Here is a 24,180-nt window from a genome sequence, read left to right as displayed (position 1 = left end):
AAAACCGGGCGGCGCATCGCTGCGCCGCCCGGCCAGTGTCCGGTGCCCCCGGAAGCGCGTCAGTATCGCCAGGTGCCGGTGATCCCGAAGGTTCGCGGCTGCGAATAGTTGACGAGGAAGCTCGACGTCGTGTCATTCGCCGTGGTCGGCGAGAGGTAGAAGAAGGCCGTCACGTCGTTCGCGGTCACGATGTAGCGCTTGTTCGTCAGGTTGCGCGCCCACAACCTGAGCTCGACACTACCCTTTTCATAGGCGATTGATCCGTCGAAGGTGGTCAGCGCCCCCACCGTCACTTGCGGCGAATTGACCGAATCATTGGGACGTTTGCTCCGGTAGGTCAGACCGCCCGAGAGCGTCAGGTCGCCGCCGCCCACCGCGAAACTATAATCGGTGCGGAAGTTGATGACGTGCCGCGACACCCCCGGGAATTTGTTGCCGCTGAGATCGCGTCCCGAGCCATCGACATAGTCGAGATATTTGGCGTCGGTATAGGCATAGGACAGCGCGGTCGTCAGGCCTTCCGCCGGAAGGAACTGGGTTTCGACCTCAAGCCCTCGAATACGGGCATCAGCGGCATTGTCGGTTACCCGCGATGTCCCGATGATCGTCGTGACCTGCAGGTCGCTATAGTCCATCTGGTATAGCGTAGCATTGACCTGCGCCCGGTTGTCGAGGAAGCGCGAACGAATACCCGCCTCGTAGTTCCATGCGAACTCCGGATTGAAGGTCCGCTCGATCGTCGCCTGGGTCGAGTTCTGGCCGGTGAAGCCGCCGCCCTTGAACCCGCGCGACACCGATGCGTAGAGCATGACGTCATCAATCGGCGAATAGTCGATCGCGAAGCGCGGGGTCCACGCCTTCCAGGTGCGGTCGATATTTCCCTCGATGCGGCCGGTGAGCGGGCCGCCCTGGATCGGGAGCGGCAGTTCCGGCGTCCCGAGGAACAGCGAGACATCGCGATCGCCGAAGGTTGCCGACTGGCCCTTCTTCTTCTCGATGGTGTAGCGGATGCCGGCCGTCAGGTTGAGCCGGTCGGTGACCGCGAGGGTCGCCTGCCCGAAAGCCGCATAGTTGGTGGTGGTGACGTCCTGCGAGTTCGGCGTGACGTGCGGTCCGGGACCGAAGCCGAGCTGGTTGTTGAGAACATTGACATAGGTGCCGTCGGGCGGCCGGATGATATTCTCGGTGAGCTGGTCGGTCGTCGCCCGGAAATAATAAAGACCCGCCACCCAGCGCAGCGCCGTCGCGTCTTCGGGCGACGAGAGCTGCAATTCCTGACTGAACTGCCGGTAGCGATCGAACTGCTCCTGGCTGGTGATCGGCATGGGCGTGCCGTCAACGTCGTAGAGCGTGTGATTTTTCGATCCGCGATACGCGGTGATCGACTTGAAGCCGATCGCCTCGCCCCGGTAATCCTGCGTCGCGATGAAGCTGAAAGCGTTACGGTTGCGGAACCCGTCGAACGTCTGCGCCGCTTCACGCGGCTGGTCGAGGTCAACAGGATAATAGGCCGCCGGCAAAGCCGGACTCGCGACCTGGTAGGACGCAAGCCCTCCGTCACGGACGCGCTCATAGTTCGCCGAGATCGAACTGGTGAACTCCGGCGTGACCTCGAAATCGACGCGGCCGCGAATGGCGTTGCGGCTTGTCCCCATCAGGTCGTTGCCGGTGATCACGTTTCGAACATAGCCGTCCGACGATTGCGACTGGACCGCAAGGCTCGCCGCCACCGTATCACTGAGCGGTCCCGAGACGGCAGCCTGCCCTTCAATCCGGTTGTAATTGCCATAGGTGCCGATGAGTGTGGCGTGCAGGTCCTGCGTCGGCTTACGCGTGGTGACGTTGATCGCGCCGCCGACGACATTCTTGCCGAACAGCGTGCCCTGCGGTCCGCGCAGAACCTCGATGCGCTCGACGTCGAACAGCAAGGCGTCGCCATCTTCGGGCCGGCCGAAATAGACGCCATCGACGAACAGTCCGTTCGGCGGATCGGCACCCGCCGAGCGGTCATTTCCGCGAATGCCCCGAATGGTAAGGCCGCCGCCAGACACCGCTGGCAAGCCCGCGTCGGTGACGGTCGGAACCAGGCGCCCGAGGTCCGAGGTCGACTGGATGCGCTCGCTGGCGATTTCGGACTGCGAGATCGCGGTGATAGACAGCGGCACATCCTGCACATTTTCGGTGCGGCGGTTCGCCGTCACGACGATATCCTGGATACCGGTCTGCTGGGGCGACGCGTCCTGCTGCGCCGTTTCCTGCCCCGATGCGTTCGGCGACGCCGCCAGCATCAAGCCCAGGCAGCTGCCCCCCACCAACTGGCGCGCCTTCATGGTCAATCGCATCTAAAACTCCTCAATCCTCTCTCTGGCAGCGCGGCGTCCGTCGCGGGCGACGGGAAGGCTGCCGTTATCGTTGAGGGAGAATTCGAGACCGGTCCGGGGCGTGATTACCGCCGCCCCTCGCCTTCAAACCTCCCCCGCGGGGCCTCTTGCCGGGCCGCGTCGCGCTTTCGACAAGACCCTTTGCGCCGCGTCCTGTCCAATCTCGAATTTACATAGGGCAATGCGTCCGCTGCACGGCTTGCTATCCCCGGAATTTCCAGGCCAAACGCCGCCTGCGACACCGGTCGCAGACGGTTCCAGCGGCGGGTAAAAGGCGGGCGCTAGCGCGCCGCGGCCTGCCGGTATTCGTCGGTCATCCGCGCGATGATCGATGCCGCCGCCTCCTCCTTCGCAACGTCGCCCGCACCATGGCCGAGCGAAAAAACGCCGGGCGTTTCCTTGACCGCGCTCCAATCATATTTGTCGCGCTTTTCCTGGAGCCACCGCGTTTCGGGGGTCAGTCCGAGCTTCTCGAGCGAGCTGCGAAGCATGCTTGCAGGAATGCCGCTCATCGCATCGCTGTCCCAGACGTCGTCGATCTCCGCACCGATGATCGCGGCCTTATGCTCTTCGGGCGCGCTGCTTTCGGGCGTGACGATGAAGCGGGTGCCGCAATAGGCGACATCGGCCCCCATCAGCTCGATGGCGCGCAGTTGGTAACCGCGGGTGATCCCGCCGGCGACGATCAGGATACCGTCATAGAACTGGCGCACGGCTTCGACGAAGGCCATCGGGTTGAGGCGCCCCGTCTGTCCGCCGGCACCTGCGCAAAGCAGCACCATGCCGTCGACGCCGCTTCGCGCCGCGCGCCGGGCGTGGTGCAACGAGACGACATCGGCGAAGACGAGGCCACCATAGCCATGCACGGCATCGATCACGATCTCGGGCTTTCCGACGCTCGTGATCACGACCGGCGCCCGCCATTTGCGGACGATCTCGAAGTCGGGCTCGAAACGCGGATTGCTGTCGTGGGTGAGAAGATTGACCGCGGGCGGTGCGGGGCGCGAGCCGTCGGGCAGCGCTTCGGACAGTGCTTCGCCGAGGCGCGCCATCCAGGCATCGAAAAGCGCGGGCGTACGCGCGTTGATCGAGGGAAAGGCGCCGATCGCGCCGGCGCGGCAAACGGCGGTGACGAGTTCGGGGCTCGACACCTTGAACATCGGCGCTGCGATAAGCGGCAGCCGGAGGCGCTGTTTGAGCTCGCTGGCCGTCAGGCACTCGAAAACGGTCGGCAGGATTTCGGACATCGGATATCGCATCCTCGAAAATATTATGGGGGAGAGCGAAAGCGCTCAGCTCACCCGGCGGGCGCGGCCCTGCCAGTGGGGCTCGCGCAGCTTGGTCTTGAGAACTTTGCCGACCGCCGACAGCGGCAGCGGGTCGCCGCGCAGTTCGACGCTACGCGGGATCTTGTATCCCGCGATCAGCGCGCGGCAGTGCTGCTGGATATCGTCGAGCCCCGGCGCGGTGCCGGAAGCGGGCACGATGATCGCATGGACGCGCTCGCCCCAACGCTCGTCGGGGACGCCGATGACTGCGACCTGCGCGACGTCCGGGTGCGACGCGATCGCGTTTTCGACCTCGGCGGAAAAGACATTTTCGCCGCCCGAAATGACCATGTCCTTCACCCGGTCGCAGACGAAGAGATAGCCGCCTTCGTCGAGATAACCGGCATCGCCGCTATGCACCCAGCCATCGGTCAGCGCCGCGGCGCTCTCCTCGGGCTTGTTCCAGTAACCGAGCATGGCGCTGGCACCGCGAATCCAGATTTCCCCGGTCGTTCCGTCCGGCACCGGTTGGCCCGCCTCGTCGAAGATGCCGAGCTGGATGCCATAGGCGGCGCGACCCGCCGACTGGCGCCTCGGGTCGGCGACGGCGAGCGACTTGCCATCATCGGGCAGCATCGATCCGGTCGCCATCGTCTCGGTCTGACCGAAGCCCTGGATCAGGCGAACGCCAGGCAGCGCGCTTCGCATGCGGCCGAGCACAGTGTCGGAAATCGGCGAGCCGCCGAAAAGAAGCACTTCGAGCGAACCGAAATCGGCGGGATCGAAGCCCGGGCTGTCGAGGAGCATGCCGATCATCGTCGGGACGAGCAACGTCACCTCGACCTTGTGATCGCGGATCGCCCGCGCCACGCCATCGGCGGTGAAGCCCGGCACGAAGACATGGCAGCCTGCTTTGGCCGTGGTCGCATAGGCCTGAGCGAGATCGCCGAGATGGAACATCGGCGCGGCATGAAGATAGCGGTGGTGCCGCGGACCCTGCATTTCCATCGCGATGGTGGTCGCTCCGGCCCAGAGAGAGAGCGAAGAGTGCATGACGCCCTTGGGATGACCCGTCGTCCCGCCGGTGTAATAGATTCCCGTGACCGCCTCGTTCGGCCGCGGCGCGGGCGGCAGCGGACCGGCCTCAGCGATGAGCGCCTCCATCGAAAGCATGCCCGCGGGCGCGCCGCCTTCGCCCATGTATATGAAGGGGCCGAGAGCCGGTTCCGCGTGCGCGAGTTCGTCAGCGCAGGCCCTGTTCGCCTCATCGACGAAAACGATCGAGAAGCCGGCATCGCGCGCGCTGTAGAGATGTTCGGCGATCGCCCAGCGCGTGTTCATCGGCACGGTCACACCGCCAAGCCACCAGGTTGCGTGCATCGCTTCGAGATAATGATCCGAGTTCACGCCCAAGATGGCGATCCGATCGCCATCGCGCGCTCCGAGCGCGCTCAGCGCGGCGGCGAGCCGCGCGGTGCGGTCGGCGGATTCGCGCCACCTTCGCACCCGGTTTTCGCAGATCGTCGCGGGCTCATCGGCTCTGATCTGGGCCGCGCGCAAGATCGCCTGAACAAACATTCCAATCCCCTGTCCCACAAGTCTACTTGTCTTGCGCCGCCTTCGCCGTGCTAAGTGCGCGCGCTAAAGGCAGCCCATTTTGGGTCCATCTGTCCAATGTCTTTTATCGATGGGCATGTGCGTGGCCGAGATAGGCGGAGAGCGATATGCTGGATTTGCGCAAGGTAAACCATGTCATTGAAATCGCCCGGCAGGGCGGTTTTGCGAAGGCGGCCGCGACACTCAACATCACCCAGTCGGCGCTGACCCGCAGCGTCCAGATTCTCGAGGATCACCTCGGCATCCAGGTGTTCGAACGCGGCCCCAGGGGGATTCGGCTGACGCGCGAGGGCGAGGAATTCATCGAGGGCGGAACGCGTCTGCTCGAAGAAGCCGCGACGCTCGAACGCTTCGCCCGAAGCGCGCGCACCACCGAGCGCGGGCGCGTCCGCATGGGCGCGGCACCGGCCTCCTTCCGGCTGTTCTGGTTCGAAGTTCTGCCGACCTTTGCCGCGCGCTACCCCGGGATCGAGATCGCGACGACGGCGGAGACGGTCGACGAGATTTCGGCGCAGTTGCAGTCGGGCGACATCGATTTCGCGATCGGCTCGCTCGAAGCCCTGCGCGCCAATGGCGCCTTGCAGGTCGAGAATATCGCCAATCTCGCCGTATCGCCTTTCGTGCGGCGCGGTCATCCGCTCGACCGGGCCGAGGAACCGAGCTTCGAGGAATTACTCGCCTATCCGATGGTCGGCCCCTCGCCCGCCGATCCGCACCGGCAGCTGATGAACAATCTCGCGAACGCCTGCAACGCCCCCTACAGCGTGCCGCATCTCGTCGTCGACAGCTTCTCGCTGTCGCTCCGGATCGTCGAGCGCACCGATGCCTTTTCCTTCGCCTTCTCGCGTTATGCCGCCGCGCCCGAGTTCGACGAGACGTTTCGCGTCTGGCATGGCTGGGAGCCGGTACCGCCGCTTCCCTTCCATATCGCGACCCGCACCGGCTGGAACCGGACCGCGGCTGCGAAGCCGCTGATCGAAATGCTCGAGCAGCGCATTCGGCGGCTCGCCGACGACGCACCCGTCTAGGATGCCGCGCTAGTCACGGCTCCCGCGCTCCCAGGCCTCGATCCGTTCGAGCGCCAGGCGCGCGAGCGGCTCGGTCATGCCGACCAGCTTTTCAGCGCGCGGATTCGAATTGGTACCGTCACGAACGCGCCCTTCGATCCCCTGGAAAATCGCCGCGAGACGGAAGAGGATATAGATGCGGTAGAGCGGCCAGTCGCGCCCGACGTTACGCCCCGACGCCGCCTCGTAGAGCGCGAGTTGCTCGCCCTCCGAGGGAAGCCCGAGCGCGTCCTCGATACCGCAAATTCCATTCAGAAGCTCGGGCGGCAGCCAATAGGCGAAGAGCTGGAAGGCAAGGTCCGCGAGCGGGTCGCCGAGCGTCGATATTTCCCAGTCGAGGATCGCGGCGATGCGCGGCTCGGTCGAATCGAAGATTAGGTTATCGAGCCTGAAATCCCCGTGGATGAGGACGCCCGCCTCGCCTTCGGGTGCGTGAGCACCGATCCAGTCGATGACATCCTCCATCGCCGCGATCCGGGCGCGCTCGGAGGCGCGATACTGGCGCGTCCAGCGATCGATCTGGCGGGGGACATAGCCATCGGGGCGCCCGAGATCGGCAAGTCCGACCGCATCGGGGTCGACGCGGTGGAGCGCAGCCAGGGTCGTGACCATCGCGCCGTAAATGGCGCGCTTTTCGGCAGCATCGAGTCCGGGAAGTCGTTGGTCCCAGAAGGACCGCCCACCGACATAATCCATGACGTAGAAGTCCGAGCCGATGACCTCCGCATCTTCGCAAAGGCCGACGACGCGCGGGACGGGGAGCCCCGTCGGACCGAGCGCGGCCATGACGCGGAACTCGCGCTCGATCTGATGTGCCGAGCCGAGCAGCACGCCCGGCGGTTTGCGGCGTAGCACATATTGGGCACCCGCCGCATCGGTCACGAGATAGGTCGGGTTCGACTGCCCGCCCTTGAACTGGCTAATGGCGAGCGGCCTCGCCACCGCGACGCGATCGCCAAGCCAGCCCGCGACACGGTCCGCGTCGATCGCCTGCCCGTCGCGGACCGGGCCGGTCCCCTCCATATCGTCCTCGGCCGTGAACATCTTCGTCTCCTCGCTTGACTCCGCTATTTATTTAACTAACTCGACAGATAATTAAATCAAGCGACTCAACCAAGAGCGCGGGGAGACAGGATATGGCCGGCATTGCAGACGAACTCGTCGAACGGACCGCGCGGTTCGTGCGCGAGCAAGTGATCCCGCTCGAACAGGACGCGCGATGGGGCGCCCACGGCCCATCCTCCGAGCTCGTCGAAGAGCTGCGCGCGGCGGCGCGGCGTGCCGGACTCGTTGCCCCGCACCTCGCGCAGGAGGATCGGCCCGCGCTGTCGATGCGCGACATGGCCGAGGTCTTCCGCGCCGCGGGCTATTCGCCGCTCGGTCCCGTCGCGCTCAACATCGCCGCGCCCGACGAGGGCAATATGCACCTCCTCGAGCGTGTCGCGAACGATGAACAGAAGGCACAGCTGCTTGGACCGCTCGCCAGCGGCGAGGCGCGATCGGTCTTCCTGATGACGGAGCCCGACAATGGCGCCGGGTCCGATCCTTCGCTGCTGCGAACGCGCGCCGAACCCGTCCAAGGCGGGTGGCGCATCACCGGACGCAAATGGCTGATCACGGGCGCGGTCGGCGCACGATTCGCGATCATCATGGCGACGACCGAGGCCGGCGCGACGATGTTCCTCAGCAAGATGGAGCGGCCCGAAATCGTCATCGAACGCGTCCTCGACACGCTCGACAGCGCGCTTCCCGGCGGCCATGCCGTGGTCAGCCTCCACGACCTCTATATTGCCGACAGCGATGTTCTCGGCGAGGTCGGCCAAGGCCTGCGCTACGCGCAGGTCCGGCTCGCACCCGCGCGGCTCACCCATTGCATGCGATGGACCGGAGCGGCCCGGCGCGCGCATGACGTCGCGGCGCGCTACGCCTGCGAGCGCATGGCGTTCGGCAAGCAGCTGATCGATCATGAGGGCGTCGGCTTCATGCTCGCCGACAATCTGATCGACCTCAAGAGCGCCGAACTGCTCACCGACTGGTGCGCGGATATCCTCGATGCGGGCGGACGCGGAAGCCAGGAATCGAGCATGGCGAAGGTCGCCGTGTCCGAAGCCCTTTACCGCGTCGCCGACCGCTGCGTGCAGATTCTCGGCGGGCTCGGGGTCACGCGCGACACCATTGTCGAACGTGTATTCCGCGAGCTGCGCGCATTCCGCATCTACGACGGGCCATCGGAAGTGCATCGCTGGTCGATCGCCAACAAGATCAAGCGCGACGTTGCGGCGGGTGGATGAGTAGCCGCGCGCTTCGCGCAACGCCCACTTGACTCCTCTTTATCGCTATTTATTTTACTGTCTAGTAAGTTAAAGGATTCGATATGAAGCGTTCGCCTTGGATGGACGACGAGCTCGCGCTTCTCGCCGACGAGACCGCCAAATTCGTCGCGCGCGAGCTCCTGCCGCATGCCGAACGCTGGGAAACCGAGCGCGTCGTCGATCGCGACGCCTGGCGCCGCGCCGGGACGGCGGGGCTGCTCTGCGCGAGCATCCCCGCCGAATATGGCGGCGGCGGCGGCACGCTCGCGCATGAGGCAGTCATCGCGCAGGAAATCGTGCGCGCCGGCCTCTGGGGCGGTTTCGGCACCGGCAACAGCGTGAGCTCGGGGATCGTCGCCCATTATATCCTCGCCTATGGCACCGAAGCGCAGCGCCATCGCTGGCTGCCCCGGATGGCGACCGGCGAGTTGATCGGCGCGGTGGCGATGACCGAGCCCGGCACGGGCTCGGATCTCCAGGCGGTGCGCACGACCGCGCGCCGCACCGACGATGGCTATGTGATCAACGGCCAGAAGACCTTTATCAGCAACGGCCAGAATTGCGGCGTTGTCGTCGTGGTCGCCAAGACCGACCCGGCGGCGGCGGGCGCCAAGGGCATCTCGCTGCTTGTCGTCGAGACCGACGAGGCCGAGGGTTTTCGGCGCGGCCGCAACCTTCACAAGGTCGGCATGCACGCGCAGGATACGTCCGAACTCTTCTTCGACGACGTCTTCGTTCCGCATGACAATCTGCTCGGCGGCGAGGAAGGCCGCGGCTTCTATCAGCTTATGGCGCAGCTCGCCTGGGAGCGGACCTCGGTCGCGCTCAACTGCGTCGTCGAGATGGAAGAGGCGGTGCGGGTCACCACCGATTATGTCCGCCAGCGCAGCGCCTTCGGCAAGCCGCTCGCCGATTTCCAGAACACCCAGTTCAAGCTCGCCGAGTGCAAGACGCAGGCCGTGGTCGCACGCGTCTTCATCGACGAGATGATGGTCCGCCTGCTTGCGGGCGAGCTCGATGCCGCGACCGCCGCGATGGCCAAATATTGGACGAGCGAGGCGCTGGGCCGCGTCACCGACGAGTGCCTGCAGCTCCACGGCGGTTACGGCTATATGGCCGAATACCCGATCGCGCGCATGTGGACCAACGCGCGCGTCGCTCGGATCTACGCGGGCACCAACGAAATCATGAAAACCCTGATCGCCCGCTCGCTGTAGCGCGCGCCAAAAAGGAGACGAGAAATGACGATCAAAGCACGCGTGGCGGGAGTCGGCATGGTGCCCTTCCAGAAGCCGAGCCAGGCTGGCGACTGGGACAGCATGGCCGAAGAGGCGATCAACATGGCGCTCGCCGATGCGGGCCTCGACTATAGCCATGTCCAGCAAGCCTATGCGGGCTATGTCTACGGCGATTCGACCGCGGGCCAGTCGGCAATCTACCGCGTCGGCTGCACCGGTATTCCGATCGTCAACGTCAACAACAACTGCTCGACGGGCTCGACCGCGCTCTATCTTGCGCGCCAACTCATCGCGCTCGGCGGCGCCGACTGCGTGCTCGCCGTCGGCTTCGAGCAGATGCTCCCCGGCGCGCTCGGCAACGTCTTCCACGACCGCAAAGCACCAATGGAACGGCTCACCGAAGTTACCCATGCGATCCAGGGCGAGGACGAGAAGGCGCCTTGGGCGGCGCAGCTTTTCGGCGGCGGCGGCCGCGACTATCAGGAACGCTATGGCGCGAAGGACGAGACTTTCGCGAAAATCTCGGTCAAGGCGCGCCGCCACGCGGCGAATAATCCGCTCGCCATCTTCCGCGATCCGATCAGCCTCGAGGAAGTGATGGCGTCGCCGAAGCTCTACGGCCCGCTCACCCGCCTCCAGGCCTGCCCGCCGACCTGCGGCGCCGCCGCCGCGGTGCTCGTCTCGCCCACCTTTGCCGCGAAGCACGGCCTCGACGCCCGCGTCGAGATCGTCGCGCAGGCGATGACGACCGACACCGAGACGAGTTTCGAACGGTCGATGATGAAGGTCATCGGCTATGACATGGCGAAAGAGGCCGCGCGGCAGGTCTATGAAGCCGCTGGCATCGGTCCGGACGATATCGCGGTCGTCGAGCTCCACGACTGTTTCACCGCGAACGAGCTCGTCACCTATGAGGCGCTCGGCCTCTGCCCCGAAGGCGGCGCCGAGAAGTTCATCGACGACGGCGACAACAGCTATGGTGGCAAGGTCGTGACCAATCCGTCGGGCGGCCTGCTCTCGAAGGGCCACCCGCTCGGCGCGACGGGGCTCGCGCAATGCTACGAGCTCACCCACCAGCTTCGCGGAAGCGCCGACAAACGCCAGGTCGAGGGCGCGCGCCACGCGCTCCAGCACAATCTCGGGCTCGGCGGCGCCTGCGTCGTCACCCTCTTCGGCCAGGCATAGGAGGCGGCGATGATCGACCAGAGCTTCAAGGGCTTCACCTCCGATCCGCGCAAGATCGACGTCGAAAAGGGCCAGCTCAAATTCTTCGCGCATGCGACCGGCGAGACGAATCCCGTCTATTTCGACGAGAAGGCGGCCCGCGCCGCGGGCCACCCCGCCCTCCCCGCGCCGCCGACCTTCGTCTTCAGCCTCGCGCTCGGCGCGCCACCGTCGCGCGGCAATATCCTCGGCGATATGGGGGTCGACATGCGCCGCATCCTCCATGGCGAGCAGAGCTTTACCTACCACCGTCCGATCCACGCCGGCGACACGATCACGCTGACCACGACGACGAGCGACATCTACGAGAAAAAGGGGGGTGCGCTCGAGTTCATCGTCCAGGACACGAAAGCCGAAAATGAAGCCGGCGAGCTCTGCGCCGAAATGCGCGTCGTCACCGTCGTGCGGAACGGATGAGAGGAACTTCAGCGATGACCAACAGCACCGATCTCGCCGCGCTCGCCGTCGGCGACACGCTCCCCGCGCACACCCAGGGACCGATCAACCGCGCGACGCTCGCGCTCTTCGCGGGCGCGTCGAACGACTATGTGCCGCTCCATATCGACAGCGACTTCGCGAAAGCCGCTGGCATGGACGATGTCTTCGGCCACGGCATGCTCTCGATGGCCTATCTCGCGCAGCTCATCACCCATTGGGTGCCACAGGAGCGGCTCCTCAGCTGGACCGTCCGCTTCACCGCGATCACCCCGCTCTATGCGACCGTGACCGCGACCGGTGAGGTCACCGAGATTTTCGAGGATGCGGGCCGCCGCTGCGCGCGGCTCGCGGTGCGCACGGTGACCGACAAGGGCATCACGACGATCGATGGCGAAGCCGTCATCCGGATCAACTGACCAGATCAATTTAGAATGGAGAAGAACATGAGCAGACTGGCGGGCAAGGTTGCCCTTATTTCGGGCTCGGGCCGCGGCATCGGCCGCGCCCTCGCGCTCAAGCTCGCGCGCGATGGCGCACGCATCGTCGTCAACGATCTCGACGAGGAGCCGGCGGCCGAGGTGGTGGCCGCGATCAAGGCGCTCGGCGGCGATGCCGTCGCCTGCGTCGGCAACGTCACCGACGCCGATTTCGGCGACCGCTTCGTCGACACCGCGGTGAAGACCTTCAACGGTCTCGACATCATCGTCTCGAACGCCGGCTACACGCTCGACGGCGTGGTTCAGAAGATGGGTGACGACCAGTTCCAGAAGATGCTCGACGTCCATGTCGTCGCGCCGTTTCGCATCCTGCGCGCCGCTGCCGAGCCGATCCGCCTGTTCGCGAAGCAGGAAGCCGCCGCGGGCGAGGAGAATTTCCGCAAGGTGGTGCTGATCTCGTCGATGGCGGGCACCCACGGCAATGCCGGGCAGATCAACTATTCGTCGGCCAAGTCGGCGCTCGTCGGCATGACGAAGACGATGAGCAAGGAATGGGGCCGTTACAAGGTGTGCGTCAACTGCGTCGCCTTCGGCTTCATCGAGACGCGGCTTACCAAACCGCTCGACGATCCCGAGTCGAAGATCGTGATCGAGGGCAAGGAAGTGCAGGCCGGCGTGCCGCAGGCGGCGCTCTCGGCGCTGCCCACGATGGTGCCGCTCGGGCGCGCGGGAACCGCAGAGGAGGCAGCGGGCGGCGTCTATCTCTTCTGCATCCCCGAGAGCAATTATGTGAGCGGACAGACGCTGATCGTCGGGGGCGGCGTCAGTATCTGAGGCAGAGGCCGCGGGCGGCCTTGCCGTCCGCGGCCTTGACCCGCGGGTTCGAAGGCCACAAGTCGGACAGCGGAGACTTTCATGGCGACACGAACCATCACCAAGCCGCGCGGGCGGCCCAACAATCGCTTCGGCGACCGCCGGATCGAAGTGCTGCGCACCGCGGCGCGCGTGTTCAGCGACCTCGGCTTCCGCCAGGCGACGCTCGAGGATGTCGCGCGCGAACTCGGCATGACGCGGGCGGCGCTCTATCATTATTCGCCGAGCAAGGACGCGCTCCTCACCGAATGCGGCGACATCGCGCGCCAGGAGCTCATGGAAGCCCTCGGTCATTCGCGCGGCGAAGCCGATGGCCGCGCCCGGATCGCGGCTTTCTTTCGCCGCTATGCCGCGATCGTCAGCGAGGATTTCGGGCGCTGCTTCGTGCTGACCGACTTCAGCGAGATGGCCGAAGACGAGCGCGAGACGACGCGCAAGGCCCAGCTCGCGCTCGGCAAGGCGGTCGCGGCGATGATCGAGGAAGGCGTGGCCGACGGATCGGTGCGTCCTTGCAAGCCGGTGGTGACCAGCCGGTTGCTGTTCGCCGCCTTCAACGGTGTCGCGCGTTTGCCCATCGATCCCGCCCGCACACCGCCATCCGAAATGGCCGAGGATTTCCTCAATGTCCTGTTCGAGGGATTAATTCCGCGAGGCTGAGGTTTCCGGGCGCTCGGCAGCCGATCCCGCCGCCGGCAGCGACCAGAAGGCGAGCGCGCCGGTCGCCGCCGCTGCGGCGAGACCCGCGAGCACGAGGCCATAGCCGCCGCCGGTCCACAGGAGCCCCGCCAAATAGGGTGCGAGCGCCAGCGCGAACCCATTGATCGCGCTGATCATGCCGCTCTTCCGCCCGAAGCCCGCGACGCCGAGATAATCGGCGACCGCGATGCCGCGCAGGATCGTCACCATGCCGTTCGCAACGCCGTAAAGCGCAACGCCGGCCGCGATCAGCCAGATATTCGCGCCGGCGGCGTAGAGGATGAGGACCGCCGCGACGAGCATGACCGTGAGCGCCCGCCCGAGAAGGCGCGCGGGCATCGCGCCGCGATGGAGCATGAGACCGACGCGTCCCGCGATCTGCAGCGGGCCGACCGATGCGAGGAGCGCGATGCCGACGGCGTCGGATACGCCGCGCTCGGCGAGCAGCGGCAGGAGATGGAAGGTTAGCGATCCGAAAGCGAGCGACCAGGTGCAGAACGTTACGACGAGCATCCAGAAGGCGCGCTGGCGAAGCGCCCCCATCGAGGCACCGCGCGGCGTCGCCTGCCCTTCCGCCACCGGCTCCACCCGGTCGCCCGCGAGAACCAGCCAGTGCAGCGGCGCGGCGGCGAGGAGGTTGATCGCCGCGAGAATCATCAGCGCGCCCCGCCAGCCGCATGTGTCGGCGAGCCACCCGGTCAGCGGAATGAAGACCGTGCCCGCGAAACCGCCGAGCAACGTCATGCGCATGATCGCGCGCGGCGCGCCGCCGCCGAGCCGCCGCGTCAGCGCGGCAAATCCCGCGTCGTAGAAAGTCATCGCCTGCGCCGCGCCGAGGCCGGTCCAGGCCGCGTAGAGGATCGGCTTCGCGCTGCTCGCGGACCATATGAGCAGCATCGCGGCGCCGAGGATGCTGCCGCACGTCATGACGCGCCGGCCATGGCCGCGGTCGATCGCATGTCCGACCGTGGGCGCGAGCAGTCCCGCGACGACCAGCGCGAGCGACATCGCCATCATGGTCGCCGGCCGCGACCAGCCGAGTTCGACCTCCATCGGCAGCGCGAGGACCGAGAAGGCATAGAAGAAGGAGCCCCACGACATGAGCTGAAGCGCCGCGAGCGTCCATTGCGCGCGCGGCGCGAGCTCCGCTGCGGGCAATGCTGGTGGAGCGCCGTTCAAGCGCGGAGGCGGCGCGCGATCCGCCGCACCACACCCGCGGCGTCATGCCCGACGCCGCGAAGCACGCCCGAGGCGAAGCGCGTCAGCCCCGGCTGGCCGACGAAATAGAGCCCGTCCAGCGCGGTCGACGCGCCGCGGCGCTGACGGAGTCGTCCCGCGCCATCGAAAGCGACGCCGGCGGGCAGGAAAGGCAGATCGGGCCGAAAGCCGGTCGCGAAAATGATCGCGTCGACCGCCTCCTCGCGTCCGTCGGCCCAGATTACCCCATTTGCCGTCATCGCCTTGAACATCGCTTTCCGCTCGGGCCGTCCCGCGGCGATCGCCAGCCGGTAGCGACCGTCATCGAGAACCGGCGTCCCCTGGTCCGAAAAGAGGTTGGTGGCATCGATACCGAACCATTTGAACCAGAAATGCACATCCTTGCCGAAGAGGCGTTGGGGGGCGTAACGGATCGGCTCACGCGTCGCGAGCGTCACGCGCGCATGCCCCGCAAGCTCGGCCGCGATCTGCACCGCCGAATTGGCGGCACCGACAACGATCACGCGCTGTCCCGCAAAGTCGGTGGGCCGCCGATACGCCGCCGAATGAACGACCGTCCCGCCGAAGCTGGACGCCCCCTCGATCACGGGGATATGGGGCGCTCCGAATGTCCCCGTCGCAGCCACGACCGAGGCGGCCATCATCGTCTCGCCGCCGCCGAGCCGAACGGTGAGCCCGCCGTTCCCGATCGGGGAAACCGCCGCGACGCGCGCGCCGAAGCGAATGGGCAGCGCGAAGTGCGTCGCATAATCCTCGAGATAGGCCGCGACCGCATCGCGGCGCGGGTAGGCATCGGGCTCGCCGGGCATCGCGAGATCGGGCAGCCCCGAATAGGCCGTCGGCGAGAAGAGGGTCAGCGAATCATAATAGGCGGGCCACGATCCGGTGGCGCGCGGTCCCGCTTCGAGAATGGTGAAATCGATTCCCTCCTTCTGGAGCATCCGCCCCGTCGCGAGGCCGGCCTGCCCCGCGCCGATCACGACGACCGATGCCCCCTCCCCCGCGGCAGACATCAACCGGCCCGGAAATAGGGACCGATCGCCTGCGCGATGAGGTCGGGCGCCGAGACCTGCGCGCTATGCCCCTGTCCGGGCAGCGTCACCGTGCGGCAGTTCGCGAGCACCTTCGCGAGCGCCGCACTGCTGTCGCGCAGCGGATGCTTGGCGCTCGTCTCGCCAACGAGGAACAATGTTTCGAGCTTGATCCCCGCCCAGTCGGCGGGATCGGTGTCGAGCGTCGTCAGTGCTTCGAGATCGGCCGACGCGCCCGGCAGCAGGCCGTAAACGTCGGGGCCGCGGGTTCCGATCGAGGCGCGCACGACATCTTCGGGGAGCCCCACGAAATGCCCGTAGATGAGGATGAGCGCCTCGTCCTTCTTCCCTTCGGCAATCAGTGCATCGAACTTCGCCTTGACCGCGACCACCCCGGGGCCGCCGCCGAGCAGCGGCGGCTCGTAGAGCGCGAGCCGATCGATGAGTTCGGGGCGGCTTCGCGCGACATGAAGCGAGACGAGCGCGCCCGCTGAATGACCGAAGAGGTGGCAACGGCCGCCGAGCGCCTCGACCACCGCGCTCACGTCGCCGACCTCCTGTTCCCAGCTGATCGGTGACGCGCGCGTGCCGCTCACGCCATAGTTGCGGCGTTCGACGCGAGCGACGCGGAAATGCGGCGCGAGCATGTCGCCGAGCTTGCGATAGGGTTCGGCATTGCTGCCGCCGCCATGGACGATGACGAGCGGCTTGCCGCGCCCCGCCTCGTGATAAACGATATCCAGGCCATCGGTCTGCGAACGAACGCGGCGCGTCTGCCACGCGTCAGGGACGGTTGCCGCTGTGGGCGCGGCGCGCGCCACCGAGGCGCAGCCGGCGACCGGCAGCGCCGCCGCCAGCGAGAACAGCCCGAGCATCGACCGCCGCGACAGCTCGCTCATCATGATGTCCATAAATTTCCTCTCGCCGTTTCGATTGTGGTCGCGCGGGACTTTAACGCTGCCGCGGGCACCGCCGTCCAATCGAATTGAGCCATAGGCTTATGCGCGGCGGGCAACGCCCACCGCGCCGGCGTCCAGCTCAGGCCGTTCCGGCAGGGGCGCAACATTTGGCAGTCGCCGACGCCGTCGCGAGCGTTTCAAGCGCAGGGCTGTCGCCATAAGTCGTCGCCTCGCCATCGGTATAGAAGGCTTCCCAGACGACGCCATCGGGATCGGAAATCCAGCTCTTCTCGGACTTGGCATAGCAACAGGTCGTGCGGCCCTCCTCGAGCACCGGGCGATCGGCCGCCTTGATCCGGCCATAGACTTCCCCGAGTTCGGTGGAGCTGTCGACCTGGATGCCGAGATGCTCGATTCCAGTGCGCGCGTGATTACCCATCGAAATCGCGAAATTGACGCGCGGATCTTCAAGCATCCACTTGGCATAATCCTGCTTGAGGACGGTCGGTTCAGCCCCGAACATGGTGCTGTAGAAACGGATCGAGGTTGCGAGATTCTCGACCCCGACATGGACATGTAGTCGCTTCATGCGCTTTCCCTTTCCTCGTTGATTCTATCTTCGCACGCCGCCTCGCTCTCGCATCCGGAAGCAGCACAGCAATTTTCCATTAGATAGGCCACGAGCGCGTTCATCGCGGGATAGTTGGCCCGGTAGATGATCGTGCGGTGTTGGCGCTCCTGTTCGATCAATTTCGCGCCGCGCAATTGGGCGAGGTGGAAAGAGAGCGAACTGTTCGGAATGCCGAGCGCCTCGGCGATCGCTCCAGCCGCCATGCCACGCTGCCCGGCCTGCACAAGCAGACGAAACAGCGCGAGGCGATGCTCTTGCGCGAGCGCGCTTAGAGCTTCGATGGCGGACGTCGAGTCCATGGCAATCCCTCATTTCAATTTTTGTAGAAATGAGAGATTGCGCCCATTCTGTCAAGTTCAATTCGACATTTATCGAAATATGCTTCTTCGATATAAAATCAGCCAGACGACAACCCTCGAACCCCGGCAGACCAAGCCGAAAGCTCTTAGTCAGGCGCGCAAATGGAAAAATCCGCAAGCCCTTGGCTTGCGCTAACGGTGGTTGCAGGAGAAGACGGGCACTATCCCGCTTTCTTACCGGGAAGCGGCACTACATTGCCCGTGCCAGCCACCCCGCTCGAACAATAGCGCCCCCAAGCGGCCATCAGCGTCACGCGCGCTCCTGGCTTATCGGGGGTGCCAAGGTAGGTCGTGCGGCGATAGGCTGCCTGCACCGCATCCGGCGTCTTATGCGCAAGCGCAGCCTCCACCACGGCATCGGCAAAGCCCTCGTTCGCCGCCCAATCGGTAAAGGCGGAGCGGAAACCGTGGACGTGATAAGGCTCGCTCATGTCGCGCAGCACTTTCAGCAGCGTCATGTCTGACATCGGTTTGCCGGCCATGCCGGGGAACACGACATCGCTCTCCCCCATCCTGAACGCCGCCGCCTTCGCGAGCACCGCCAGCGCCGCGTCGGCGAGCGGGACTATATGCCCCTTGCTCCGTTTCATATGATCGGCGGGAATCGTCCAGAGGCGGCTTTCAAGGTCAAATTCGGCCCATGTGGCAAGGCGCACCTCCTGCGAGCGGACGCCCGACAGGATGAGCAGTTCCAGCGCCAGCCGTCCGAATGACGGTTTGCGCCCAAGCGCCACCATGAAGGAGGGCACCGCGACATAGGGCATGGCCTTGCGGTTTTCGCGTTGCTTCACCTGCCGAGGCAGGCCGCGCCCGGCTTTCAGGCTTCCGCTACCCGACGGGGCCTCGCTGGAACGCCAGCCCTTCGCGTGAGCATAATCGAGCACTGCGCAAATCCGGTTGCGGATCTGGCGCGCGGTTTCGGGAATTTCCTGCCAGATCGGCGACAACACCGCGATAATGTCAGGCGACCCGATCCCGCCGGTCGGAATATCGCCCAGTTTCGCGAAGGCGTGGTTTTCCAGACTGGCGAGCCATTGACGGGCATAGATGGGGCTTTTCCAGCCCGCCTTATTCTCGGCATGATATTGGCGCGCGGCCTCGCGGAACGTCACCTTCGCGGCAGCCTCGTCTTTCTTTTCGGCCAGAACGTCGCGCCGTTCCACCTTGACCGCCTTACGCAGCTCCCTCGACTTCTCGCGGGCTTCCGCCAGCGTCAGCAGCTTGGCGCTGCCCAGCCCTATATCATGCCGCTTGCCATCGCGCTGCAATCGCAGGAACCAAGAGGCTCCGCCGCGCTTGTCCACTTTCAAAAACAGCCCTTCGCCGTCCTGATACGTGCCGGGATTCGCCAAAGCTGCCTTGACCGCAATCGCTGTGAGCTTCCCCATCGCGCTACCTCCAGATTCTTCCCCCACATTTTGAGGAGGCAAAGTGTGGGGGTGAGATAATCTTCCCCCACATTCCCCCCACACTTTGCTCCGGCTGCACACGAACGATGCCGGACGCAGGGGGACGGATTTGGCGATAATACGCTAGGTTTTCTGCGATTTCTAGGGATTTCAGCGGATGCCCTCGGATGGGAGGGTGGTGGACAGGGCTGGATTCGAACCAGCGTACGGAAACCCGGGCAGATTTACAGTCTGCTGCCTTTAACCACTCGGCCACCTGTCCATGGGGCCCGCTTTGGGAAGCGGTCCAATGGCGAAACGAGACTTGCCTGTCAATGGCAGTCATGGGAAAGGCGCCCCATCATGCGTCAATTTTCTCGCCATCGTCGTCCCGCGGGCCAAAGCCAGCGCGGACAGGCCATTCGCTTCTGGGGTCGCCACGCCGTTCTGGCCGCGCTCGCCAACCCCGAACGCCGCGTCAAGCGCATCTGGGGCACCCGCGAAGCGCTGGGGCAACTCGACCTGCCACCGGTGATTCCGATCAGCTACGCCGACGTCGCCGACCTTGCGCGGCTCGTCGCGCGCGACGCGCCGCATCAGGGGCTGGTGATCGAGGTCGATCCGCTCGAGGAGGTCTATCTCGGCGACCTGCTGCAGGCGGAAAGCGATGCCGGCAGCACGCGGCCGCTGATCGTGCTCGATCAGGTCACCGACCCGCACAATATCGGCGCGGTGCTGCGCTCGGCCGCCGCCTTCGACGCCGCCGCGATCGTCACGCAGGATCGCCACAGCCCGCCCGAAAGCGGCGTCATCGCGCGCTCGGCCTCGGGCGCGCTCGAAAGCGTGCCGTGGGTGCGCGTCGTCAACCTGTCGCGCGCGCTGGAGGAGATCGCCGAGGCGCAATATTGGCGCATCGGCCTGATGGGCGACACCGATACGACGCTTGGGCAGACACTCGACGGCAGCAAGGTCGCGCTGGTGCTGGGATCGGAGGGCGACGGAATGCGCCACAATGTCATGGAGCATTGCGACGTGCTGGCGAAGCTGCCGATCTCGCCGCGGATGGAGAGCCTCAATATCTCGAACGCAGCGGCGATCGCGCTCTACGCGGTCGCGACATCTGGCAGCTAAACCGCGTCATTGCGAGCGCAGCGAAGCAATCTCCAGCTATCGACCTTGATTGGCGGCCGATAGCTGGAGATTGCTTCGTCGCTACGCTCCTCGCAATGACGATATACTGCATTCAATCCTCAGCCGCGATCCGCACGCGCAGCCCGTCGAGCGCGTCGCTGAACGGGATCTGGCACGACAGGCGCGAATTTTCGTCGCGGTCGGTGGTCGAATCGAGCAGGTCGTTCTCGTCCTCGCTCATCGCCGGCAGCCCATCCTTGTTGCCGTCCTCGACATGGACATGGCAGGTCGCGCACGAGCAGCAGCCGCCGCACAGCGCGAGCAGTTCGTCGAAGCCCGCGTCGCGGATATTCTCCATCACGGTCAGGCTGGTGTCGCCTTCGATCTCATGTTCGCTTCCGTCGCGCGTCACCACAATCAGCTTGGCCATGCTCGTCCCCATATGGTTTGATTCGGATGGCCTATGTCGCGCGTTGCGCGCCAAATCAAGCGCTGCTACGGAAGCGATGCGAACAAAAGGAGAATATCGCGATGAGCTTCGGTCAGGAGCAGTTGAATGCGGGAATCGATGCGATCGCCGCGATCGACGCCAATTTCGCGCGCGCGCTCGGCAACGCGGGCTATCCGCCGCCGCGCATCCGCGAGCGCGGCTATACCACCCTGCTCCGCACCATCGTCGGCCAGCAGGTCAGCGTCGCCGCCGCCAATTCGATCTGGAACAAGCTGGAGGCCGCGTTCGGCGAGGGATGCCCCGCAGAGGTGATGGCCGCCGCCGAGTTCGACGCGCTGCGCGCCTGCGGCCTGTCGGGGCAGAAGCAGGGCTATAGCAAGAGTCTCGCACAGCTCGTGCTCGACGGCGCGCTCGATTTCGACGCCCTCCCCGCCGACGACGAGGAAGCGATCGCCTTGCTCACCCAGGTCAAGGGCATCGGCCGCTGGTCGGCCGAAATCTACCTGCTCTTCGCCGAAGGACGCCCCGACATCTGGCCCGCGGGCGACCTGGCGGTGCAGGAAGCGGTCGGCCGCATTCTCGGCCTCGGCGCCCGGCCGAGCGAAAAGCAGGCGCGCGAGCTGGCCGAGCCGTGGCGCCCGCATCGCGGCTCGGCGGCGATCTTCAGCTGGCATTGCTACAATATGGACGTGATTTAGGCGGGCCTTTTCCCGTCCTCGTCATTGCAAGCGCAGCGAAGCAATCCAGGGCGGTTTACGCAGGCTCTGGATTGCTTCGCTGCGCTCGCAATGACGGATCTCACGCAAAGGCGCGAAGGCGCAGAGAAAAAGGTCCTATAAATTCCGTTCGCCCTGAGCTTGTCGAAGGGCCGTTCTTTCCTTCAGACACTAGTCTGGTGGAATCAAAGTAACTGTCATCACCGTCACCCCGGGCTTGACCCGGGGTCCCGCTCCCTTTCGCGCACGGAGCGAAGAAAAGCGGGATCCCGGGTCAAGCCCGGGATGACGAAATCAATGAACCGAACTTCAGATTCAGGGGACTAGGGCGGATCGACATTCAGAAGATGGCGAGCCGAAAATGGTGGTTTTCCGCGACCCGGAGCGCAGCGTGCTTTTGCACGTGAGCACCGGAAGCGCGGAAAGCCGCCATTTGCAGGCCGCCAGGGCTGAATGTCGATCCGCCCTAGAGAGAACGGTGCTTCGACAAGCTCAGCACGAACGGGGGTTGGTAAACGCTTGTCTTTGCGCCTTCGCGCCTTTGCGTGAGACAGAAAAAGGCCGGGCGGAGCATTCTCCACCCGGCCTTTGATCTCTTGCAAAGTGAAGAGGCTTATTTCTTCGCCGCCGCCTTCTTGGCCGGAGCCTTCTTCGCAGCCGGTTTCTCGTCCGCAGCCTTGGCCGGTGCGGCCTTCTTCGCCGCGGGCTTGTCTTCGGCCTTTGCCGCGGCCGCCTTCTTCGCCGGGGCCTTCTCGGCCTTGGCCTCTTCCTTTACCGCGTCCTTCTTGGCGGCGGGCTTCTTCGCCGCCGCCTTCTTGGCGGGCTTGTGGTCGTGGTCATGGTCGTGACCGCAGCCGGGGCCGTGGACGTGGCCATCGTCGTCGGCCTCGATCGCCGCCTCGATCTCCTCGCGCGTCACTTCGCGGTCGCTGATCTCGGCCTTTTCGAACAGGAAGTCGACGACCTTGTCTTCATAGAGCGGAGCGCGAAGCTGCGCGGCGGCGAGCGCGTCCTGCTGGACATATTCGACGAAGCGCTGGCGATCCTCGGGACGATATTGCTGCGCCGCCTGCATGATCAGCCGCTGCATTTCCTGGTTCGACACCTGCACGCCGTGCGCCTGGCCGATTTCCGACAGGAGCAGGCCCAGGCGGACGCGGCGCACCGCGATCGCGTGATATTCGTCGCGATCCTTTTCGAGCTCGGCCTTCGCCGCCTCGGGGTCTTCCTCGTGGCTCGCTTCATGCTCGAGCTGCTGCCAGATCTGGCCGAACTCGGCCTCGACCATCGTCGGCGGCACGTCAAAATCATGGGCAGCGGCGAGCTGGTCGAGCAGCTTGCGCTTCATATAGGTACGGGTCAGGCCGTTCAGTTCCTGCTCGACCTGATCCTTCATCAGCTCCTTGAGCTTGTCGAGGCTTTCAAGGCCGAGCGACTTCGCGAACTCGTCGTCGATCTTCGACGCGGCCGGAACCTTCACTTCCTTCACCGTCACGGCGAATTCGGCGGGCTTGCCCTTCAGATTATCGACCGGATATTCGTCCGGGAAGGTCACCTTCAGCACCTTTTCGTCGCCGGTCTTGACGCCGACGAGCTGGTCCTCGAAGCCGGGGATAAGCTGGCCCGAGCCAATCTCGACCGCCATGTCCTCGCCCGTGCCGCCGTCGAAGGCGACGCCGTCGACGCTGCCCGCGAAGTCGATGATGACCTGGTCGCCCTGGGCGGCCTTCTTGGTCTTCGGCGCGTCCTCGAAACGCTTCATCTGCGCCGCGAATTCCTCGATCTTCGCCATCACCGCCTTGTCGTCGGCGGGGACGGTCAGCCGTTCGAGCTTCAGCCCGTCGATCGACGGGGTCGCGATGTCGGGCAGCACTTCGAGCGCGACGGTCAGCTCGGCATCCTTGCCGCGCTCATAGCCGTCGGCAAGCGTCACGCCGGGCTGCAGCGCGGGGCGCAGCTTTTCCTGCGCCATCAGATCCTTGACGCCCTGGTCGATCGCCTTGTTGAGCGCGTCGGCGTTCAGCGCGTCGCCGTGCATCTTGCGGATCAGGTTCGGCGGCACCTTGCCGGGGCGGAAGCCGGGCATCCGCACGGTCGGCGCGATCGCCTTCACTTCGTCATCGACGCGCGCGTCGATATCCTTCGCGGTGATGGTCAGGCGATATTCGCGCTTCAGGCCTTCGTTCAGCGTTTCGACGGTCTTCATTGCCTTGGTCTTATCCTTGCTCAAAATCTCGTATCGATGAACCCCGCCCGAAAGGCGGCGTTCCCCTATGTCCGGTCAAAGCTCGCGGAGCGTGGTGCGGGCGAAGGGACTCGAACCCCCACATCTTGCGATACTGGTACCTAAAACCAGCGCGTCTACCAATTCCGCCACGCCCGCTGAGAGCTTTCGGCCGGATGCACGAAATCGCGCGCTGCCGCGCACGCCCGTGCGGGCCGCGCGGGGCTATAGCAGACGCGCGGCCAAGGGCAAGGGCGGACCTTGCGCTATGTCCGCGGGCCGGAACATGCGCCGCGCCGGTTCGTTGATCAGGCCAAGGAGAATCGCCATGACCGCCGCCCCCGACCCGCTTCCGAAACCGAAGCCCGACACGATCGAACCGCAGTCGCCCCCCGAAAAGCCGGTCCAGCCGACCCCGCTCGAAGACCCTGCGGGCCAGCCGCAGGAAATCCCCGGAGGTCCGGGCGGCGGCGACACCGATCAACCCGGCCGCGGCCCGAGCGAAGTGCCACCGCAGCAGATTTGAGACACGCGCCCTTTTTCTCGTCACCCCGGTCTTGATCCGGAGTGACGGAGAATAT

The 24,180-nt window shown here is 65.3% G+C and carries 23 protein-coding genes and 2 tRNA genes; 11 read left to right on the top strand and 14 right to left on the bottom strand.

Annotated elements, in window-relative coordinates:
- Window positions 1-59: 59 nt before the first annotated feature.
- The 3 genes from VHO04_RS18035 to VHO04_RS18025 all read right to left on the bottom strand — a co-directional run bounded on the left by VHO04_RS18035 (window position 60) and on the right by VHO04_RS18025 (window position 5,227).
- Complete coding sequence (locus tag VHO04_RS18035; RefSeq protein WP_329629586.1) at window positions 60-2,342, bottom strand: TonB-dependent receptor; 2,283 nt, start codon at window positions 2,340-2,342, stop codon at window positions 60-62.
- A gap of 320 nt (window positions 2,343-2,662) precedes the next feature.
- Entirely contained in the window at window positions 2,663-3,628 is a 966-nt protein-coding gene (locus VHO04_RS18030) for a nitronate monooxygenase (RefSeq protein ID WP_329629585.1), read from the bottom strand.
- A gap of 45 nt (window positions 3,629-3,673) precedes the next feature.
- The gene (locus VHO04_RS18025) at window positions 3,674-5,227 is read right to left on the bottom strand and encodes a class I adenylate-forming enzyme family protein (protein WP_329629584.1); all 1,554 of its coding nucleotides are present in this window, start codon (window positions 5,225-5,227) and stop codon (window positions 3,674-3,676) included.
- Between the two features lie 146 nt (window positions 5,228-5,373).
- On the opposite strand from VHO04_RS18025, the gene VHO04_RS18020 reads away from it, so the two are divergent.
- Window positions 5,374-6,294 (top strand): LysR family transcriptional regulator, encoded by a 921-nt coding sequence (locus tag VHO04_RS18020; RefSeq protein ID WP_329629583.1) that lies wholly within the window; start codon window positions 5,374-5,376, stop codon window positions 6,292-6,294.
- A 9-nt stretch (window positions 6,295-6,303) separates the two neighbouring features.
- Here the strand turns inward: VHO04_RS18020 and VHO04_RS18015 are convergent, their stop codons facing one another.
- Window positions 6,304-7,377, bottom strand: a complete 1,074-nt coding sequence (locus tag VHO04_RS18015) for a phosphotransferase family protein (protein WP_329629582.1) — start codon at window positions 7,375-7,377, stop codon at window positions 6,304-6,306.
- A 92-nt stretch (window positions 7,378-7,469) separates the two neighbouring features.
- Between VHO04_RS18015 and VHO04_RS18010 the strand changes: the two genes are divergently transcribed.
- From VHO04_RS18010 to VHO04_RS17980, 7 genes are all read left to right on the top strand, one after another.
- Entirely contained in the window at window positions 7,470-8,624 is a 1,155-nt protein-coding gene (locus tag VHO04_RS18010; protein ID WP_329629581.1) for an acyl-CoA dehydrogenase family protein, read from the top strand.
- Between the two features lie 83 nt (window positions 8,625-8,707).
- Window positions 8,708-9,862, top strand: coding sequence for an acyl-CoA dehydrogenase family protein (locus tag VHO04_RS18005; RefSeq protein WP_329629580.1), 1,155 nt, complete (start codon window positions 8,708-8,710; stop codon window positions 9,860-9,862).
- A gap of 24 nt (window positions 9,863-9,886) precedes the next feature.
- Window positions 9,887-11,068, top strand: a complete 1,182-nt coding sequence (locus VHO04_RS18000) for a lipid-transfer protein (protein ID WP_329629579.1) — start codon at window positions 9,887-9,889, stop codon at window positions 11,066-11,068.
- A gap of 9 nt (window positions 11,069-11,077) precedes the next feature.
- A complete protein-coding gene (locus VHO04_RS17995) occupies window positions 11,078-11,524 on the top strand; it encodes a MaoC family dehydratase N-terminal domain-containing protein (RefSeq protein ID WP_329629578.1) in 447 nt (148 codons plus the stop codon).
- A gap of 14 nt (window positions 11,525-11,538) precedes the next feature.
- Entirely contained in the window at window positions 11,539-11,961 is a 423-nt protein-coding gene (locus VHO04_RS17990) for a MaoC/PaaZ C-terminal domain-containing protein (RefSeq protein ID WP_329629577.1), read from the top strand.
- 27 nt (window positions 11,962-11,988) lie between these two features.
- Window positions 11,989-12,816 carry an SDR family NAD(P)-dependent oxidoreductase gene (locus tag VHO04_RS17985; RefSeq protein ID WP_329629576.1) on the top strand — a complete coding sequence of 276 codons (828 nt, stop codon included), beginning with the start codon at window positions 11,989-11,991 and terminating at the stop codon, window positions 12,814-12,816.
- Window positions 12,817-12,897: 81 nt separating this feature from the next.
- A complete protein-coding gene (locus VHO04_RS17980) occupies window positions 12,898-13,512 on the top strand; it encodes a TetR/AcrR family transcriptional regulator (RefSeq protein ID WP_329629575.1) in 615 nt (204 codons plus the stop codon).
- Here VHO04_RS17980 and VHO04_RS17975 read toward each other — a convergent pair.
- The 7 genes from VHO04_RS17975 to VHO04_RS17945 all read right to left on the bottom strand — a co-directional run bounded on the left by VHO04_RS17975 (window position 13,495) and on the right by VHO04_RS17945 (window position 19,360).
- Window positions 13,495-14,709: an MFS transporter gene (locus VHO04_RS17975; protein ID WP_329629574.1), complete on the bottom strand. Its 1,215-nt coding sequence runs from the start codon at window positions 14,707-14,709 to the stop codon at window positions 13,495-13,497. The two genes, VHO04_RS17980 and VHO04_RS17975, sit on opposite strands and share 18 nt — an antisense overlap.
- Window positions 14,710-14,726: 17 nt before the next feature.
- The gene (locus VHO04_RS17970) at window positions 14,727-15,782 is read right to left on the bottom strand and encodes an NAD(P)/FAD-dependent oxidoreductase (RefSeq protein WP_329629573.1); all 1,056 of its coding nucleotides are present in this window, start codon (window positions 15,780-15,782) and stop codon (window positions 14,727-14,729) included.
- Window positions 15,782-16,711 (bottom strand): alpha/beta hydrolase, encoded by a 930-nt coding sequence (locus VHO04_RS17965; protein WP_329629572.1) that lies wholly within the window; start codon window positions 16,709-16,711, stop codon window positions 15,782-15,784. Before VHO04_RS17965 ends, VHO04_RS17970 begins: the two co-directional genes overlap by 1 nt.
- A gap of 127 nt (window positions 16,712-16,838) precedes the next feature.
- Window positions 16,839-17,288: an ArsI/CadI family heavy metal resistance metalloenzyme gene (locus VHO04_RS17960; protein ID WP_329629571.1), complete on the bottom strand. Its 450-nt coding sequence runs from the start codon at window positions 17,286-17,288 to the stop codon at window positions 16,839-16,841.
- Entirely contained in the window at window positions 17,285-17,629 is a 345-nt protein-coding gene (locus tag VHO04_RS17955; protein ID WP_329629570.1) for a metalloregulator ArsR/SmtB family transcription factor, read from the bottom strand. The genes VHO04_RS17960 and VHO04_RS17955 overlap by 4 nt, the downstream gene beginning before the upstream one ends.
- A gap of 221 nt (window positions 17,630-17,850) precedes the next feature.
- The gene (locus VHO04_RS17950; RefSeq protein ID WP_329629569.1) at window positions 17,851-19,179 is read right to left on the bottom strand and encodes a tyrosine-type recombinase/integrase; all 1,329 of its coding nucleotides are present in this window, start codon (window positions 19,177-19,179) and stop codon (window positions 17,851-17,853) included.
- Window positions 19,180-19,274: 95 nt separating this feature from the next.
- Window positions 19,275-19,360: transfer RNA gene (locus VHO04_RS17945), tRNA-Tyr, on the bottom strand.
- A gap of 80 nt (window positions 19,361-19,440) precedes the next feature.
- On the opposite strand from VHO04_RS17945, the gene rlmB reads away from it, so the two are divergent.
- Window positions 19,441-20,208 carry a 23S rRNA (guanosine(2251)-2'-O)-methyltransferase RlmB gene (gene rlmB, locus VHO04_RS17940; protein ID WP_329629568.1) on the top strand — a complete coding sequence of 256 codons (768 nt, stop codon included), beginning with the start codon at window positions 19,441-19,443 and terminating at the stop codon, window positions 20,206-20,208.
- A 112-nt stretch (window positions 20,209-20,320) separates the two neighbouring features.
- On the opposite strand, the gene VHO04_RS17935 is transcribed toward rlmB, so the two are convergent.
- Entirely contained in the window at window positions 20,321-20,638 is a 318-nt protein-coding gene (locus VHO04_RS17935; protein WP_329629567.1) for a 2Fe-2S iron-sulfur cluster-binding protein, read from the bottom strand.
- A 101-nt stretch (window positions 20,639-20,739) separates the two neighbouring features.
- On the opposite strand from VHO04_RS17935, the gene VHO04_RS17930 reads away from it, so the two are divergent.
- Window positions 20,740-21,357, top strand: coding sequence for a DNA-3-methyladenine glycosylase 2 family protein (locus VHO04_RS17930; RefSeq protein ID WP_329629566.1), 618 nt, complete (start codon window positions 20,740-20,742; stop codon window positions 21,355-21,357).
- Window positions 21,358-21,988: 631 nt separating this feature from the next.
- Here the strand turns inward: VHO04_RS17930 and tig are convergent.
- Entirely contained in the window at window positions 21,989-23,581 is a 1,593-nt protein-coding gene (gene tig / locus VHO04_RS17925) for a trigger factor (protein ID WP_329629565.1), read from the bottom strand.
- Between the two features lie 92 nt (window positions 23,582-23,673).
- Window positions 23,674-23,758: transfer RNA gene (locus VHO04_RS17920), tRNA-Leu, on the bottom strand.
- A gap of 169 nt (window positions 23,759-23,927) precedes the next feature.
- On the opposite strand from VHO04_RS17920, the gene VHO04_RS17915 reads away from it, so the two are divergent.
- On the top strand, window positions 23,928-24,125 hold the full coding sequence (locus VHO04_RS17915) for a hypothetical protein (RefSeq protein WP_329629564.1): 198 nt from the start codon (window positions 23,928-23,930) through the stop codon (window positions 24,123-24,125).
- The last annotated feature ends 55 nt before the right edge of the window (window positions 24,126-24,180 follow it).

The organism is Sphingopyxis sp., from assembly GCF_036261875.1.
Lineage (GTDB): Bacteria > Pseudomonadota > Alphaproteobacteria > Sphingomonadales > Sphingomonadaceae > Sphingopyxis.
Note: the sequence above shows the minus strand (reverse complement) of the source record. Positions and strands in the feature narration are given on the sequence as shown.